At 43.9% G+C, this 16,981-nt stretch carries 11 protein-coding genes; 5 read left to right on the top strand and 6 right to left on the bottom strand.

Going from position 1 to position 16,981, the window contains the following annotated elements:
- Positions 1 to 149 precede the first annotated feature (149 nt).
- Complete coding sequence (locus tag I6E86_RS06945) at positions 150 to 1,610, bottom strand: imelysin family protein (RefSeq protein WP_197176417.1); 1,461 nt, start codon at positions 1,608 to 1,610, stop codon at positions 150 to 152.
- A gap of 340 nt (positions 1,611 to 1,950) precedes the next feature.
- On the bottom strand, positions 1,951 to 2,604 hold the full coding sequence (locus I6E86_RS06950) for an OmpA family protein (protein ID WP_194364625.1): 654 nt from the start codon (positions 2,602 to 2,604) through the stop codon (positions 1,951 to 1,953).
- Positions 2,605 to 2,974: 370 nt separating this feature from the next.
- Between I6E86_RS06950 and I6E86_RS06955 the strand changes: the two genes are divergently transcribed.
- The 5 genes from I6E86_RS06955 to minE all read left to right on the top strand — a co-directional run bounded on the left by I6E86_RS06955 (position 2,975) and on the right by minE (position 7,816).
- Positions 2,975 to 3,928: an acyltransferase gene (locus tag I6E86_RS06955; protein ID WP_197176418.1), complete on the top strand. Its 954-nt coding sequence runs from the start codon at positions 2,975 to 2,977 to the stop codon at positions 3,926 to 3,928.
- Positions 3,929 to 4,182: 254 nt separating this feature from the next.
- On the top strand, positions 4,183 to 5,271 hold the full coding sequence (locus tag I6E86_RS06960; protein ID WP_197176419.1) for a hypothetical protein: 1,089 nt from the start codon (positions 4,183 to 4,185) through the stop codon (positions 5,269 to 5,271).
- A 97-nt stretch (positions 5,272 to 5,368) separates the two neighbouring features.
- Positions 5,369 to 6,199 carry a septum site-determining protein MinC gene (minC, locus tag I6E86_RS06965; RefSeq protein WP_197176421.1) on the top strand — a complete coding sequence of 277 codons (831 nt, stop codon included), beginning with the start codon at positions 5,369 to 5,371 and terminating at the stop codon, positions 6,197 to 6,199.
- 511 nt (positions 6,200 to 6,710) lie between these two features.
- Positions 6,711 to 7,523 carry a septum site-determining protein MinD gene (gene minD, locus I6E86_RS06970; RefSeq protein ID WP_194364621.1) on the top strand — a complete coding sequence of 271 codons (813 nt, stop codon included), beginning with the start codon at positions 6,711 to 6,713 and terminating at the stop codon, positions 7,521 to 7,523.
- Positions 7,524 to 7,525: 2 nt separating this feature from the next.
- On the top strand, positions 7,526 to 7,816 hold the full coding sequence (minE, locus tag I6E86_RS06975) for a cell division topological specificity factor MinE (protein ID WP_194364620.1): 291 nt from the start codon (positions 7,526 to 7,528) through the stop codon (positions 7,814 to 7,816).
- A gap of 141 nt (positions 7,817 to 7,957) precedes the next feature.
- Here minE and I6E86_RS06980 read toward each other — a convergent pair whose 3' ends face one another.
- From I6E86_RS06980 to I6E86_RS06995, 4 genes are all read right to left on the bottom strand, one after another.
- Positions 7,958 to 8,485: a cytochrome b gene (locus tag I6E86_RS06980; protein ID WP_197176422.1), complete on the bottom strand. Its 528-nt coding sequence runs from the start codon at positions 8,483 to 8,485 to the stop codon at positions 7,958 to 7,960.
- A gap of 140 nt (positions 8,486 to 8,625) precedes the next feature.
- A complete protein-coding gene (locus I6E86_RS06985) occupies positions 8,626 to 9,123 on the bottom strand; it encodes a hypothetical protein (RefSeq protein WP_197176424.1) in 498 nt (165 codons plus the stop codon).
- Positions 9,124 to 9,140: 17 nt separating this feature from the next.
- Positions 9,141 to 10,142, bottom strand: coding sequence for a chemotaxis protein CheB (locus tag I6E86_RS06990; RefSeq protein ID WP_197176426.1), 1,002 nt, complete (start codon positions 10,140 to 10,142; stop codon positions 9,141 to 9,143).
- Positions 10,132 to 16,962: an Hpt domain-containing protein gene (locus tag I6E86_RS06995; RefSeq protein WP_197176435.1), complete on the bottom strand. Its 6,831-nt coding sequence runs from the start codon at positions 16,960 to 16,962 to the stop codon at positions 10,132 to 10,134. Before I6E86_RS06995 ends, I6E86_RS06990 begins: the two co-directional genes overlap by 11 nt.
- Between the last annotated feature and the right edge of the window lie 19 nt (positions 16,963 to 16,981).

Consider the following 16,981-nt stretch of genomic DNA (forward strand, 5'->3'; position numbering starts at 1 on the left):
AAAAGCTCGTAAAAATACGTTGCCAACCCTAGTCGACAACGTATGTACTATATCCAATTTACCTGTATAAAGGCCAATGCTCATTCAATTGTCATCACTGATGCAATATCATAAATAGCATGAACAGCCTCTACTCATCACAGCTGAGCCTAAAACTGTGAACCCGCGTCCGCATCTAGATTATCAATTCCGACAGCCTTGGCCGCGTTTTCGATACCAGCGGTCAGCTCTTGCAAGCTGTTGATACCCGCTTCAACCCATCCACGGCGCGTATTTTGCTCTTCAGCAGAGATGCCTTCTTTACTTGCTTGACCGACAGTTGCGATCATCTGATCAATTTTGATGCCGTCTTTTTCGCCTTTTTCTACGATGACATTGAATGCACCTTCTACTTTGTTAAAGTCAGCAGCCAATTTATCAGCAGCCTCTGTATGTCCGTTATCCGTGAGATAGTCTTTGATACCATAACCGCCCACTGTTTTGCCAGCGACGGTTTTATAGTTACCATTAAAGACATTCTGAATACCGCGGGCATTATTGGCATAGCTTAGATGCGTCAAATCACTAAAGCACTCATGCTCGTCTTCGGTAGAGCCTGTCACAAAGGCAACCTGCATACGCTCAGAGGCAAGCTCACCTAAGGCTAGGCTACCCATTTGATACATAATTTGGCGCAAACCATTATCATACTTACGTGCCATCAGATCACTACGCAAGGTATTGTCAGTTTCAGGCTGCCACTGGGCTTCCATCGCGGTCAAATCATCCACTAGCAATTGAGTTGCTGCCTTTAAAAACTCACCACGGCGCTCACAAATACTGGCATCTTCGTTGACTGTGTCGCCACTGGTACACTGACCAGCTTCAGTCGCATAATCAGTGACTGGACGATTGCCAGCACCTTCTTTGACGCCGTTGGTGTCTTGACCCCATAGCATGAACTCAATGGCATGATAGCCCGTCGTGACGTTGGCTTCGCTACCACCGATCTCGTTCATTTCTGCAAGTAGCTCAGGCGTAATGGTAGTAGTATCTTGCTTGACACTACCCACAGCGATACTATCACTATTGATGATGTTGTCTTTGCTATTATATTCGCCTTCATAGTCATCACTGACATAATCAATCAGTGCTTCATCCAGTGGCCAAGCATTGATCTGACCTTCCCAGCTATCGATACTATTGATAGCGCGCTTATCATTTGCTGTCACAAAGCCTTCATCAAAACGGAAAATTTCGGTTTGTGAATACGGCTGACGTGCAGCTTTATAGGCTGCTTTAGCAGCGTCTAGATTTTCTTGTGTTGGCGTGGTTACGTATGTGTTTACTGCCGTTTGCAAGGCTTTAGCAGTGTCGAGCGAGTCTTTATAAGCAGCATGTGCCATATTTGCATAGCTGATAACCAATCTATCAATGTGTGCTTTTTCAGCCGCTGAAATCTCTGTGCCATCACTTGACTCAGTGCTTGCTACGTCTGCCTGCGCTTCTGTGCTCGCAGTCGTTTTCTCATCGGCTTGTTTGGTACAGCCCGACACCATCAATAGTCCTGCCAGTGCAACAGCTAAAGTAGTTGGTAGAATCTTACGGCTCTTTACTGTGGTAATCGTCATACATATCCTCAAAAATATAGCAAAAATTTGTTTTGGTTAAGTAGCCTCAATTATTCTGATAATCAAGCCATAATTACAGTTAGCTGCCTTATCCATACGCCATCGTTATTTATGAGACGCGAGCAAGACTTATAATATCGTGATGATAAAAAACACTGGTAAATTATAGTGTTATTGATAATCATTATCAATATTTAATTTTATATTAACTTAATCTACGAAAATCCACTGCTATCACCAACTTAAACACAAAAAAAAGAGCCAGCATATTGCTGACTCTTTTAGGAGTATCTATCTCAATCTAGACGATACGTACTCGATATCTGTAAGAAAATATAGATTAGTTTACGCTCTGTGGAGCGTTAACTGTTAGCTCAACACGGCGGTTTTGCTGACGACCGTAATCACTGTTGTTATCTGCAACTGGACGTGACTCGCCGTAAGCGACGACGTTAACACGGTTAGAAGCAACACCGCGAGCTGTTAAATAGTTAGCAACTGAGTAAGCACGGTCACGTGACAGACCCATGTTATAAGATGCTGAACCTACACTATCAGTGTGACCAGCAATAGTAATGGTGTTTTGGTTATACTGGTTCATGGTAGTCGCTAGCTTATCAAGCGTAGGCTTGAATGATTGGCTAAGCGTTGCATCATTGAATGAGAACGTGATGCTACCTGGCATAACAAGATCAATGTTACCAGTCGTTGGGTTCTGCTCAACAGTCACGCCAGTACCAGCCATCTGTTGCTCAAGCTGCTTAGCTTGACGCTCCATGTAGTAACCAACGCCAGCGCCTAGTGCTGCACCAATCGCTGCGTCACGACCAGTTTTGTCGCCACCAGTTGCTTTAGAAATAGCGGCGCCACCAACTGCACCAGCTAAGCTACCAATAGCGGTTTTATTCAGACGTTGTTGTCCATCAGCAGTAGTAGTACAACCGCTAAGAACTAGACCTGATGCTACTGCTGCAATCATTAATGTATTACGCATAATATTTCCTCTCAAGTATCAAATTTGTGTGCAAAAGTTATATAAATCGTGCTTTTTTATAAAGATTATCCATTAATCTTTTAAGTACTTATCGCCATTATTATGGCAACTGCAATCTAAACGTGTGTAATATTTTGTCATGCCTATGTATGAGAAGTGCAGATTATATTACTGACACTCGCTATCGACTTAACAGATATTCTGTATTTTCTGCTATCACAAGTCACGTTTACCCTCATCTCGCCTGCCCCAATTCTGCTAAAATTATACCGCCAAATAAGGCTTGCTCTAATGAAGATTAGATGAAATATTTGCTAAAATCTATCGGCAACTGACACAATTTAATAAGATTGAACAAAAAGGATTGAGCATGCGATTGACTTCTGCCATTCGAAAAATGCACAAGCGTGCCCCAACACTCAGTAAGGCCATCTCACTTGCCACAGCCACAGGCGTTATCGCGGCCAATAGCTTTGGCGGTAGTATTCCATTATGGCTGATGGGTGTTGGCAAAGTTATCACGGGCGCTCCCATCGCAGACAAAGCTGTAATTAAAATCGCTACTTATTGGATCAGCAGTAACAGTGCTTTGATCGATGACATGCTGCCACGTAAAGACTGGCGAATCACATTACCTGATGATGTGCATATCAATGGTAAATACTTGCTTGTCAGCAATCACCAGTCTTGGGTAGACACCAGTATCGTGCAATACATTGGTGAAAAGCGCTTACCACTGACGCGATTTTTTACCAAGTTTGAGCTGATTTATATTCCTATTGTCGGTCAAGCTTTTTACTTTTTAGACTTTCCCATGATGCGTAGGCACTCCAAAGAAGCCATCGCAAAAAATCCTGCATTAAAGGGTAAAGATATAGAAGAGGCAAAACGTGCCTGCGCGCTCTTAAAGGACAAACCCTTTACCTTGTTGAATTATTTAGAAGGCACGCGATTTACTAAAGGCAAGCATGCCAAGCAGCAATCTCCTTATACTCATTTGCTAAAACCACGCGCAGGCGGACTGTCATTGGCTATCAGCGCATTAGGTGATGATATCGATGGCATATTAGATATGACGATCGTGTACCCTGATGGTGTGCCAAGCTATGGCGATCTATGGAAAGGCAATATCAAACGTTTGGGCGTTGATTTGAGATATATCGACATACCAGACGCTCTGTTTGCTGGTATCAAGCAAGGCGGCTACGAATATGATGAAGACATCAAAGCGCAAATGTTTGATTGGGTCGAACAAGTCTGGCGTCAAAAAGACCAACGCATCACAGAGATGCTCGCAGATTTTTCCGAAAACCCTAAGCCATAGTCATGCTTGATTCCTTTACGCAGCTAACTCTTATGTAGCTAACTATTATACAGAGGGCACACGCTATCGTAATGGTTAAAGCCATACGTATATTTTAGTAAGAGATGGGTTGTTTTTTAGCCTTATTCATTGATAATGTCACTAGTCATCGTTTTTTGAGGATTGTTACGGTATTGACGGCAATATGTGCGCGTTGACACCTGTATCGACCATCAAAATCCATTTACGCTTTGTGCCATTTATCATTATAAGGTATGACTGTGCCCACCTCCTCTACTAGCACGCCTCTAGCAACAGCGCCTGTCTCGCCTCATCTAGCAGAAGGTGAGCCACTGAAGCCAAACCACCCAAAACCAAGCCGCCTAAAACTGACTTATGACATCGTCATGCTTATTGCCATCAGTATTGATTTATTATTAATCAGTCTGGATGCTATTTTGATGAGCAACTTTAGTGCCAATGCTGCGCAGTGGCTGACGATGAGCGACGCACTTATCTGGTATCAAACAACGTTGCATGATCCACTACGCACTGTTGGCGGCTTTTTTACGCTATTTTTAGTATTTGAGCTGTTGTTACGCTGGGCTATCTCTATTAAGGATAAAGTCTACTATCGCTGGTTCTTTTTTCCTTTTGTACATTGGTATGAAGTATTGGGCTGTTTTCCGCAGCTACGCGCCTTGCGGTTACTGCGCGCAGTGGTTATTGGACGTCGTCTATACCAGCTGGGTTATCAAGTGTTACCGCAAACGTGGATCAATCGTATCAAGTTCTATATTGATCTACTGTTAGAAGAGCTTTCGGATCGTGTTATTTTGACCACGATACAGAACTTTCGACAAGAACTCACCAATTCAGACACTCATAAATCCTTCATCGAGTCGACCATTGCAAAAAACCGTGTTGAAATTGAAGCGGCGTTATTATCTGTATTACGTGCAGAGCTGGTGCCCAAGCTACAAGAGCTAACCACAGCGTCAGGCGGTGGCAGTATATTGGCCACTGAAGTCGGCAATGCGATTGAAGAGGGTTTGGCAAACACACCTGAGCTACGCCGTTACCTACGCATGATACCTATTGCGGGCAGTTTAATTGAGTCTCAACTGCAATACGTTGGGCACAATATAGGCGAAAACGTAGTATATGCGCTGAACACGCGCCTACTCGATCCAAAGCTCCTTGATTCATTGATGGTGGCCATTGCCAGCGGTGTGGCTCAAATAAATACCAATGTTCCAGCACTAGATGCCTTAATTTCGAGTATCATTGAAGACAGTTTGACTGAGTTTGAAGCACAGGTAAAAGTGCAGCAGTGGAAACACCAAGACATGTTAAATCTATAACGGATTAAATCCGTGACACGACTACCAAACACCCTGATTTGACCATAAAAATACGACCGTGACTGTAGCCGACAGCATTATTTTTGAGAGTTTATATATGACAGTTTCAAACAACGATACCCAGACCGAAAGCACCGCGCCCGCTTTGGCATTCTATGGCAAGATGCTGACCTTTTCACGCTTGCAGCTCAGTACAAATGAGCTCGGCGCTATCGAAGCACAGCTCGCTGAAACACTAAGCAATAAAGTAAGCAACATCCCTATTCTGATCGATAGTGAGGTAGAGCAAGATTTATCCGTATTGATAGAGCTTCTGTGGTCATGGGGGTTACAGCCGATCGGGGTGGTGACGGGCTTACTCGACTCACAAGCCATTGAGCAACGTCTGGCTATCTTTCCAGCAGATGGCAAGCGTATTGAGCGTATTATCCCTAGCAAAAAACCCTTGAGCGCTGCTAAGCCCATTGTAGAAGCCACATCAAGTAACGGTGTCAGTGATAACGATAGCGCTGATGCTGCCGCTAGCACCTCTCAGACTGAAACAACCCTGTCTAGTGCCCCAACAGAGATGTTGCTGAACGCTCAGCACATCACCAGTCTCATCTACGATCAGATGCTACGCTCAGGACAGAGCCTGAATCACGTCGGTGGTGACTTGATTTTGACCAGTAGTATCAATAGCGGTGCTGAAGCCATTACTGATAATAGCTTACACGTGTATGGCCGTGCCCAAGGTCGTTTGGTTGCAGGCGCAACAGGTGACAAAGATGCTCGAATTTTTTGCCAAGTTTTCAACCCCTCATTGGTGTCCGTTGCAGGGACTTATTGCTTGCGAGACAACTTACCTCCACATGTCATCGACAAGTCAGTTCAGGTTAGGTTCGTCGAAGGCGAAGGTTTGGTGTTTACGGTGATGGATGAAGCATAGTGGCATAGTGGCATAGTGGCATAGTGGCATACAGATAATAAGCCATAGATGATGCCGTACCATCCATTAAATGTAGAGGAACCGTCACCTTATTAAAAAGAATACACGATCAGGTGATTTTTGTGAAAAACAAACTGGCTACACTGCATGACCGTCGAACCTATAATGAATAAGACTGCCCTGCTTTAATAGGCTGATGGCCTTATCCAGGTAGTGAGTCGGTTCAATTAAGAGACTGTTCGATAAGACAGGCTGGTTTTTGTCAAAATTTAAGAGGTATAGGTGCCTTTATTATTGCGTCAAAATCATTAATATCAGCCTATTAAGATCAAGTATAAAGGCTTCATAGCTTGTCTATAAGTTGTTTTTCTGCTTTTGTATAGACTGGCTATAAATCTTTGTTTATTTATGCTAGGCTAGCTTCGCAGATAGTATAATTTAGTAGGCTAATATCCTGCAATTATGCTGTTCATATAAAAGATATCCCATTGATTCATAGGAGTGTGCCATTGTGGCGAAGATAGTTGTAATCACTTCAGGTAAAGGCGGTGTGGGTAAAACCACAACAAGTGCGTCTTTTGCCGCTGGTTTAGCATTACGTGGCTATAAAACGGTTGTTATCGATTTTGATGTTGGTCTACGTAATTTAGACTTGATCATGGGTTGTGAAAATCGAATTGTGTATGACTTTGTGGATGTTATTACTGGTAACGCACGCTTATCGCAAGCACTGGTCAAAGACAAACAGCTTGAAAACTTGTTTATCCTACCTGCCAGTCAAACCCGTGATAAAGACGCACTGACTGACGAGGGCGTATCAGAAGTGATGGATGAGCTCTCTAAGCAGTTTGACTATATCATTTGCGACTCACCTGCTGGTATCGAACGCGGTGCGCAGTTGGCGATGTATCATGCTGATGAGGCCATTATCGTTACTAACCCCGAGATTTCATCAGTACGTGACTCGGATCGCATTATCGGTATTTTGCAGAGCCAAACCAAGAAAGTGGCAGAGAATCAGGGCACGGTACGTGAGCATCTGATCATCACTCGTTATAATCCTGAACGTGCTGCTGCAAATGAGATGATGGATATTGATACCATCTCTAATGATATTTTGAAAGTACCATTGCTTGGTGTTGTTCCTGAAAGTCATTCTGTTCTTGAGGCTTCTAACCACGGTGAGCCTGTTATTCATTATACCGATTCTGTTGCCGGCCAATGCTATGATGATATCGTCGCTCGTTTTTTAGGTGAAGAGCGTCCACTACGTCACATTGATGTGAAGAAAAAGAGTCTACTACAGCGCTGGTTTGGGGGTTAATAATGACTAAGAAAAAAGGATTTTGGAGTAGCCTATTTGGTACTGACGATAACAATAATACAGGCAGCGCTAATCTAGCGACTGAGCGACTTAAGGTTATCGTTGCTAGCGAAAACCGCTTAAACAACCGACTAACGGCTGATCGTATCGAGAAAATGAAGCGTGAAATCTTAGAAGTGGTTAATAAATACGTCAATGGTGTACAGATTGATGATGTCAACATCAATCATCGTTCTGAGGACAGTTTGGATGTGTTAGAGATGAATATCAATTTGCCTGAACATAAAAAGTAAATGGGTAAACACTCATATTATCAATAAACACTTTTAGGTCTCACCTAAAAAAGCCCTAAGTATATTACTTAGGGCTTTTTTGTATGTGTCTGTTGGTATAGCATATAAAGGCATTATAGCAAGGTTTTTATCAATAACTGCCTATTTCATACGTGCTATTAAATTGTCTTTTTTAACGAACTGATGGTATAGCGCGGCTACGATATGTAATACGGTAAAGCCTATAATCATTGTCCAAATGATATCCACATGCAAATCATTATAAAAACGCGCTAAGGTGCGATCAGGCGTAACGAATACAGGGATTTGGAACAAGCCAAAAATATCGACTGGTCGACCACCATATACAGACATTAATAGACCCGCCATCGGCATTGCAATGAGGATGGCGTACAGAGCGAAGTGCGACAGCTTCGATGCCAGTGACTGCCATTTTGGCATTGGTATCGGTGGTGGCGCCTTAGTAAATATGCGATTTATCACACGCGCAATCATCCAGCACAGCAAGCTGATGCCAAATGCTTTGTGATAGCCAATGTATGAGTTGCTACCTAAGTATTCATACAATAGGATCATTGACCATGTGACTAGCAGTAGAGCGGCGCTAATCCAGTGAAAAATACGGCTACTGATAGGCCATTTTGCTACATGCGAGCGAGTATTGTTCATGAAGGGCTCTATTATCTGTGTGCGAAGTTATTTTCAATCAATTTTATAGAAAAAATAGCGACTCATGCAACCGTAAAAATCATAAGTATTACTGGGTCGGTATCTATAAAGTGAAGAATACTCCAAACCTAGACTAGAAGCTAGTCATCCAAATCAATCAAGTGATGAGCAATCTTATCCAAATCTGCGACCATGTATATCACATCATCAATCATGACTGCTTGGTAGATATAAGAAGCTATCTCATTTTTGTCCAAATACTCATTGCTTGCATCGATATCGGTGCTGCCAAACCGTTCAGGTAAATCAACATCTTTGACGTCAGAAATACGTACTTGCATTTGACGTAAGTCACCTGCCGTTTGTAGGGCAAATCGATGGTCTGTCGTATTGCCTTCCAATACGATGATTTTCTCTGGTATCTGATCTTGTGGTAACAAGTGAAATACAGCCACGTCTTGCTGATGCCAATGATAGGTAGATACACGTTCTTGATGATTGTCTACGCTTAGAATCAGACCGGTGGGAATGACCCAATCAGGCTGATCAAATGCTGGAACAATCGTGATATCTAACATACCATTAGTGGTGGTCAATAGACTGACAGCCTCAAACGAATGCTTCAAAATTTGTTTCATACGTCGCTCACAATAAGTTAGCGTGAATGGCTTGCCGCCCTTTCACCGATATAGTTAGTCAATTTTTGTGCCAAATCTGTAGGGCTGCCAATAAAATCGCAATAGCCTGAATCAATAATAGCCTGAGGCTGACTGGGGCACGCACTCGTGCTCGGGTCTTGCGCCCATAGTTGACTATGATTGTCTTGAATTAAATCCAGATACTGAGAGCCATCATTACCCATGCCTGAAAATATAATATTGATAAGCTCGCTACCATGCACATCACTGGTGTTTTTGAGAAGATGACCAATATCAGGCTTGTATTCACCAATCCAAGCTTGATCCAGTAGTATTACTCGACCTGTCGAATCACACACAACTTGCTTATCTATAGGCGCGATCAGGCAATGCCCTGCTCGCAACCGCTGTGAGGACGCGATAATTTCACAGCGCCACTTATTATGGCGATTGAGTATACGCGGCAATGTCTCAATCATCGTATGATTAAAATGATGCGCCAGTAGAACACAGACTGGTAGCGTGGGTGACAGGTTATCTAAAAACTCCTTTACCGCACTAGGCCCACCCATAGAAGCACCCAAAAAAACCACATAGTGCCAGTCTGTCTCATGCTCACTTTTCTTGTAAGCAGCAGCATTTACCAATGTCGGCAAGGCAAGCAGTTCTGCAAACTTACGCTGCAACTTACGCTGCCATTTGGCATATTGCTGAGATTCATTGAGATAAGGTGCTTGACTGAAACCGACCAACACAGCTGCTGGCTTAGAGGCGGTCGTCGCTGTTATCATGCCATCATCGTAGTCACTGTCTATTAACCAAATATCGACAGTGGTATTGGCCAGCTCACTCTTTTCTTGCCACTGTGCTCTTGAGACGCAGTCAACCAGAGTAAAGCCGCAGCTACGTACTGTGTCTGAAAAAGCCATACGCTGGCGGTGGTCTTCTGCCACCACCAGCACATTAATGTCACTCTTACTCTTTTTTCGCAGCGCTAAAACACGTGCATTATCCTTCATCAGTCAGACTGACCCCTTTACCCAGTAGTTTTTGGATTTTCTCAAGCAACTCTTTTTCTTGGAATGGTTTGCCCATATAGTCATTTACCCCAATGTCTAGGGCACGCTCACGATGTTTTTCACCAGTACGTGAGGTAATCATAATGATTGGAATATTATGTAAACGATTATTATATCTGACTTGCGTGGCAACCTCGAAACCATCCATACGAGGCATTTCTATATCTAGCAATATCATATCAGGTGTCATATCCTGCAATATCTCAATTGCATCGATACCGTCTTTTGCCAGTGCAACGTTGAATCCGTGACGCTCTAAGAAACGTGACGTGACTTTACGTACTGTGACCGAGTCATCGACAACCAAGATAGTAGACTTAGATTCAATGCGCCCTTTTCTCACATTCGTCGCTTTGGCAGTATTTTTGACCAACTGCGCATTACGCATCAAAGCAATCAGATCCAAAATGAGCATGACTGAGCCATCACCCATAATAGTGGCCGCTGAAACCCCTGGAATATTTGATAGCTGATGTCCTAACGGTTTTACAACCACTTCAATCCGTGATCCTGCAATTTGATCAACTTGCAAAGCAATATTTTGCCCAGTACGATTTTTAATGATAATCAGCGGTAGGCTAGTATTGGTATTAACGACCAGCTCGTTTAACTTACTGCCCGATAAAATCTCATTTAAATAGCGTACACGATAATCCGTGTCTTCAAAGTTTATTGTCGCATCATTTGATTGATAATAATCATAGAGCTTTTCTGGGCTGACACGTACCACACGCTCGATCTGTACCAATGGTATGGCATAGTAACGATCTGCTGCACGCACAACGAGCGCATCGGACACCGCGACCGTCAGTGGTAATCGCATGGTGAAACGCGAGCCTTTACCAAGCTCTGAGACAACCGAGACAGTACCACCTAATTGACGAATCTCGCTAATAACGACATCCATACCAACGCCGCGTCCAGATATCTGAGTCACCTGTTTACTGGTACTCAAACCGGCATTGAAAATATACTGCATGATGTCAAGATCGGTCAGACTGTCATCGTCGACATCAATAAGGCCTTGAGAGATAGATTGCTGACGAACCGCCTCTACATCGATGCCGCGCCCATCATCTGTCAATTGAATGACAATTTCACTACCTTCACGCTGTACTTCAAGAGTAATGTGCCCACTACGCTCTTTACCTGCTTTTAAGCGTGTCGACGTGGTTTCAATACCATGATCGACAGCGTTACGTAGCATATGCTCAAGCGGTGAGGTTATCCGCTCTAGAATGGTTCTATCCATTTCATCATCAGCATTAATGATGGTCAACTCTACCGACTTATTAAGCTCATTGGCTGTCTGACGAACAATACGTTCAAGTCGAGGTGTCAGGCGCGTAAATGGCACCATACGCGAGTTCATCAGACCATCTTGCAGTTCTGTTTGGGTCCGTGATAGCTGCAATAACAGACTCTCACTGTCACGGGTTTTTTCCAATAGCGTTTGATTGATATCAACCAAATCCGATGCTGATTCAGTCAGAGACTTGGACAGCTGATTCAAAGAAGAGTATTGATCCATCTCTAGAGGGTCAAAGTCTTCGTTATCGATCAGATCTTCATCTATCTGCGATAGAATCTGGGCTTCAAGCTCAATTTCCATACGACGTAACTGATCGGCGAGTCGCTGTACCGTCGTACCCATCTCTTCAATACTATTGGTTAAGCTACTGATGCCCATGTCGATACGTGCACGGTTAATCGCTGACTCACCTGAGAGGTTAATCATATGCTCAATCAAACCACCAGAGATACGGATCATCTCATTGCTATTAGCGCTTTGATCTCCCTCATTGGTGTCTCTGAGCATAGAAGGCATGTCGCTGATGTCTTTTTCAAGATAACGAGCGCCTTGATTTTCTTTAGCAATTAAAATGGCTTCGCGCTGTGCTTGTAGAGACTCTTTAGGGATTTGCTTTAAGCTATCAGAATTTTTGCTAAACTGCTCCAATGCCTCAATCAGTAATGTAGGCGTAGGCGGGTTGATATGCTGTTGTAAAATAAATACCGCATCGGCAAGCCAATCATGACCGGCGACCAATAGCTCCAATGCTTTTTTGGTTGCTGTACGATGATGACTCACAAAGTCGGTATACACAGCCTCCATGGCATGAGCCAGATTAGCAGTACCCGTTGCTGCTACCATTCTCGCACCACCTTTGATGGTATGCATGTCACGCTGCAGCGCTTGTAGTGCGGTGGTGTTTGCTGTGTCTTTTAAGAACACATGCAGGTATTTATTACGGTTGGTCAGCTCTTCTGCTTCTTCTAAGAACACAGCCAAGATATCAAGATCAGGTAGTCCATTTGCCCATGATTGCTTGATCATGTCCTCTAAGCGTGGCGCATCTAACCCATCAGTTCTATGCTCAATTGTCTCAATAGCTGGGCTTTGAGGTGTTGGCTCAAAATACTTCTTCGGCGCTGGTATAATAAGCTCTATTGTCTTTGGCAATATCTTAGCTTTTTCGAGTACTCTTAATTGCTCAATCAGTTCTGGCGTAAAGAATGATTTTTTATGACTCACAATATGCATGATTTGCAATGACATCGTGTCCTGCACCATTTGCATGACTTCTAGCCACTGCGGTGTTGGCAGGCGGCGACTCTCTACAAATGACTCATAAACGCTTTCGGCTTCATGAGTCAAATCGCCAATACTGCGAATACCAGCCATTCGCGCACCACCTTTAATGGTATGCAAATGACGTTGCAACACTTTTAGCGCATTCATATTGGTAATGTCATCGCGCCACTTATTGAAGCTTTCATCTAGCGCCGTATCAAGCTCTTGCGCCTCTTCTAAAAATATCTCTAATAGTTCATCATCAGTGTCAATGGATTCAAGCTTTAGCTCAGGTGATGCGACTGCTCGAACGGTAAAGTCAATATCATCAGGAGTTTTTGCTTGATAAATACTTTGTAGCTCGTCGATGACGTTGTGGTCTATCTTCAATGACGTGCTACCAGCCAATGCATCAAACAATCCAACCAATTGAGCATGACCCGCCAGTAGTATAGATTGAACTTCTTTGTCTCTTGCCTGATCTATATTGTCACTTAGATAGACATAAGCATTACCCAGCTCACTAAGAATGGTCGTGAATTTTGGAAATGCTTGCGCCTTAGCCGCCAGTCCAGCGATTTGTGAGACTTGTTGCTCTACATAATGTTTGATCTGTGCTGGATCAGCATGATTAAGCGCATCATCTAAGTCCCACTCAGCATCTAACAATTCGTCAATATGATTGTCTAATAATTGCTCTATCGTTGGTTTGTGGTCAGAGTCGACATTAGTATTCTGAGACACATACTGCTCACCCAACATCGCTTGCAACGACTCGATGTCTTTTTGGCTTTGTGCATCTTCTACCGAACCATTATGCTGCGGCAAACTTTGTTTATAATTGCTTAAATAGCCTTCCATTAGCTTGGTCGATTGAGCCAATGCCTCTAAGTGTTGGGTATTCATCGCCGTGTCTTGCTTCTGTAACAGTGCCAAGCTATGTTCTATCGTTGCGCTAACATCACTGATAGCCGCAAGAGCGCTTGAACCGGATGCAGCTCGCAAGGTATGAAAGGCGCGTACAATATCATCTGTCACTTCGATAGATGAGCGGTTTTGATTGTCTTTGACAAACTGGTCGATATTACCTAAAAGCGCCTCTGCTTCCTCAATGAATATCTCACAAAACTCTTTTTCTTCTTCAGTTTGAGGCGTTAGGACGATAGTCGCTTCTGCCATTCTTTCGTTCACAGAATGAATCGTTTGCAGCGTCGTATCTATCTCTTCACTATTACTTTCACCAGCGTTATTGGTCTCGTCACTATCGGATAGCAGCGGTACATCCTGAACTGCCGCAGGCTCAAGCTCATAGATTGCTTGCGTATACAACTCAGCATAGCTGAATTCATCGCCGCACTTTTTGCTATACGCATTGGCACAGATGACCCATAAGGGCATCATAGCTGGGTACTCTTGGCTGTTGCTCTCAAACGCCGTTAGTATCGCAGGATATGCTGCCAACACATCCGTAATCAGCTGATACATGTCAGCCGACATCTCAACACTACGGTCTAGGACACGGTTCAGCATGTTTTCTATGGCCCATGCTAGCTCGGCGCTATAGTTAGCCCCTACCATACGGCCAGACCCTTTCAACGTATGAAAGCCACGGCGGATATCTTTTAACCCATCTAGGTCAGTCGCTGACAGCTGCCAGCGCTCATACAGAGGTACGATTTCGATTAATACGTCGTTGGCCTCTTCTATGAATATCTCTTTAATATCGGGATCTGCATCATTAGTATCGGCTGATAACTGCTCAGACTCATGAATAAAGGGTAGCAATATCTCTGGTATCTCTAACTTGGTTAAAAATTCCGCTGTGTTACTCGCTTTATCATCATCAGGTAAAGACAGTTCGGCATCATCAGTGGTGGTCAGTGATTCGCTTAAAGCACTCTCTAACGATTCATCTGAGATGTCATTGTTGTCAGACTCCGATATCGTCAATCCAGTATTGATAGGCTGCTGCGCCATGAGATTGTTACTTTGCACGATAGTAATCGCAGGGTCAAAGCGTGCAGGTTGCTGCGCCTCAAAATCTAATACCAGTACCGATAAACGTTTCGTCGTCTCTATCACAAAGTTTACGACGTCATCTGTGATAGGTAACGCCTTATTTAGCAAACGATTGAGCAAGTGTTCGATTGACCACGCTATCTCACTGATACTAAAAGCACCGACCATACGGCCTGACCCTTTTAGCGTATGGAAACCTCTACGTACTTCAGTCAGTGGCGTCAGATCCTGTGAGTCCTGCTCCCAAATAGGCAAGAAATCCCCTAGATCAGAGAGAACTTCCGTCGCCTCTTTGATGAAAGTATTATGAATATCTGCGTCCACTTCAAAGCTGTCAGGTTTGACTTGTGTACGGGCATGCCTCAGGGCATCACTTTCTGCTGAATCAATAGTAGAGTCTACTCCTATAGCAGGCGCAATCTCGCCACTATCATCATAGCGCGTCACGTTATGAGTCGTAATGGCTTGTTGGACAAGCCACGTATCATGTGGCACTTCTGGCGAGTCAAGATACATATCCAAGAGCTGGTTTGCTCTAGCCGTATGTTCATTAGCCAAGGTGAGTAACTGCTGGTCGAAAACCTGCTGTGCTAGCCTATCAAGAAACAGTTCAATCGATGTTAAGCTTTCAGCCAACGCTTGGGTCATATCCCAGCTCAATACTGCCACCTGATGCATCGTCAATGTTGCAAAGACACTGGCTATATCGTTGATAGTTTGGCGAACACTGGCAAGCCCCATATCATTAAAAGCATCTTCGAGACGAGAAAAAGCGGCTGCCGCGGGCAACAGCTTTATATCTTGGCGCTGTGTATATCCATCGAAGCCTTGCTTTATCTCTTCTACCGCAATACGTAGCTCACGCAAGTCATGGTCAGTAGCAATCGTCTGCTGTATAGCGCCATCTTGTCTGTCATTGCTCTCAGACACATCAGGCACGGTAGAAAAAGAAGCTGACTCACCAATCTTGAGTGATATGATTTGCTCGGTACTATGGATGCTGTTATACAACTCTTGGAGTTTTCGCTCAATCTGCCACTGCTCTTGTGCAAACCCTGTGTCTGAGGACAGTGCCTGCTGCAAATCTGCCAGAATAGATTCAACTTGTGACTCATAATAGCGCCAGCCACGACTCTCAAACTGATGCTTTATTTGCTGCAACGGCGTGATAAGAGTATCTGGCTGATCCAGCTCAAAGATAAGGGTATCAAGCTCGTTCAACAATCGAAGCAAAAAGCGTGGCGCTGCAGTGTTGCTCTTTGATACCTCATCTAAGATTAACTGTGTACGGTCACTGCTATTTGCTAAGTAACTTAGTTCAATATAGACAGCTGTGATGAGGTCTTGTACATCCTCTGACGACAATGAGATTTCTGTCTGAGCACTGGCTTCTATGGCATGATCTAGCTGACTTAATAAGGGTGCATAATATTCCGGCAATGGCGTATCGTTATCAGCAAGATCATTTAGCCATAGCTCGGTGAGATACCAAAGGCGCTGAAGATCCATCTCTTCTGCCGTTTGCCAGAGGTAGTGGCTGACTTTTTGTAAGATCGTTAGCACAGACGATGTATTGACATTAGCCACTAGCAACGCTTGCACTTGCTGTCGCCAAACCAATAACAGCTGCTGATATTGATGACTCTCTAAATGGGTGACAGCGACATTGGTTGGTATGACCGTGTCCATGCTGCTGACAATGCTCAGGCTTGCGTCATGACTGGTGTCAGTATATATATGTTCTTGCTGGGCATTACGGGTGCTAATAGACGACGCTACTGAGAGACCTCGTTTGGACAATGCTTGAACCAACTCATCCTCAGCGCTATCTACTGTTGCGATATGATGGCTACCAATGCGTGCATGTTGGTTGAGCTCATGCTGCAATACTCTATGAGAATGTTGCCCCATGCGGCGGTCTTTGACAGATAAATCGGTATTAGACGCCAATCCTGCTAACAAACTCAACTTGTTAGCAAGGCTCGCTAAAGAAGACAGTTTTATCATGGTCAGTGCACCACTAACCTCATGGTAACTCGCTGCCATCTGCTCATAATTGGCATTGACAGCATCTACTTGCCAGCCATTAGATACCTGTGATAATTGCTGATTGAACAATGGCAGTAGCCACTCAAGCGTCACTATGTCATTGGGCTGGTTTTTCATAGGGTCATCCTAACTCGTC

Origin of the sequence: Psychrobacter sp. SWN149, assembly GCF_015864565.1 — a bacterium.
Classification (GTDB): domain Bacteria; phylum Pseudomonadota; class Gammaproteobacteria; order Pseudomonadales; family Moraxellaceae; genus Psychrobacter.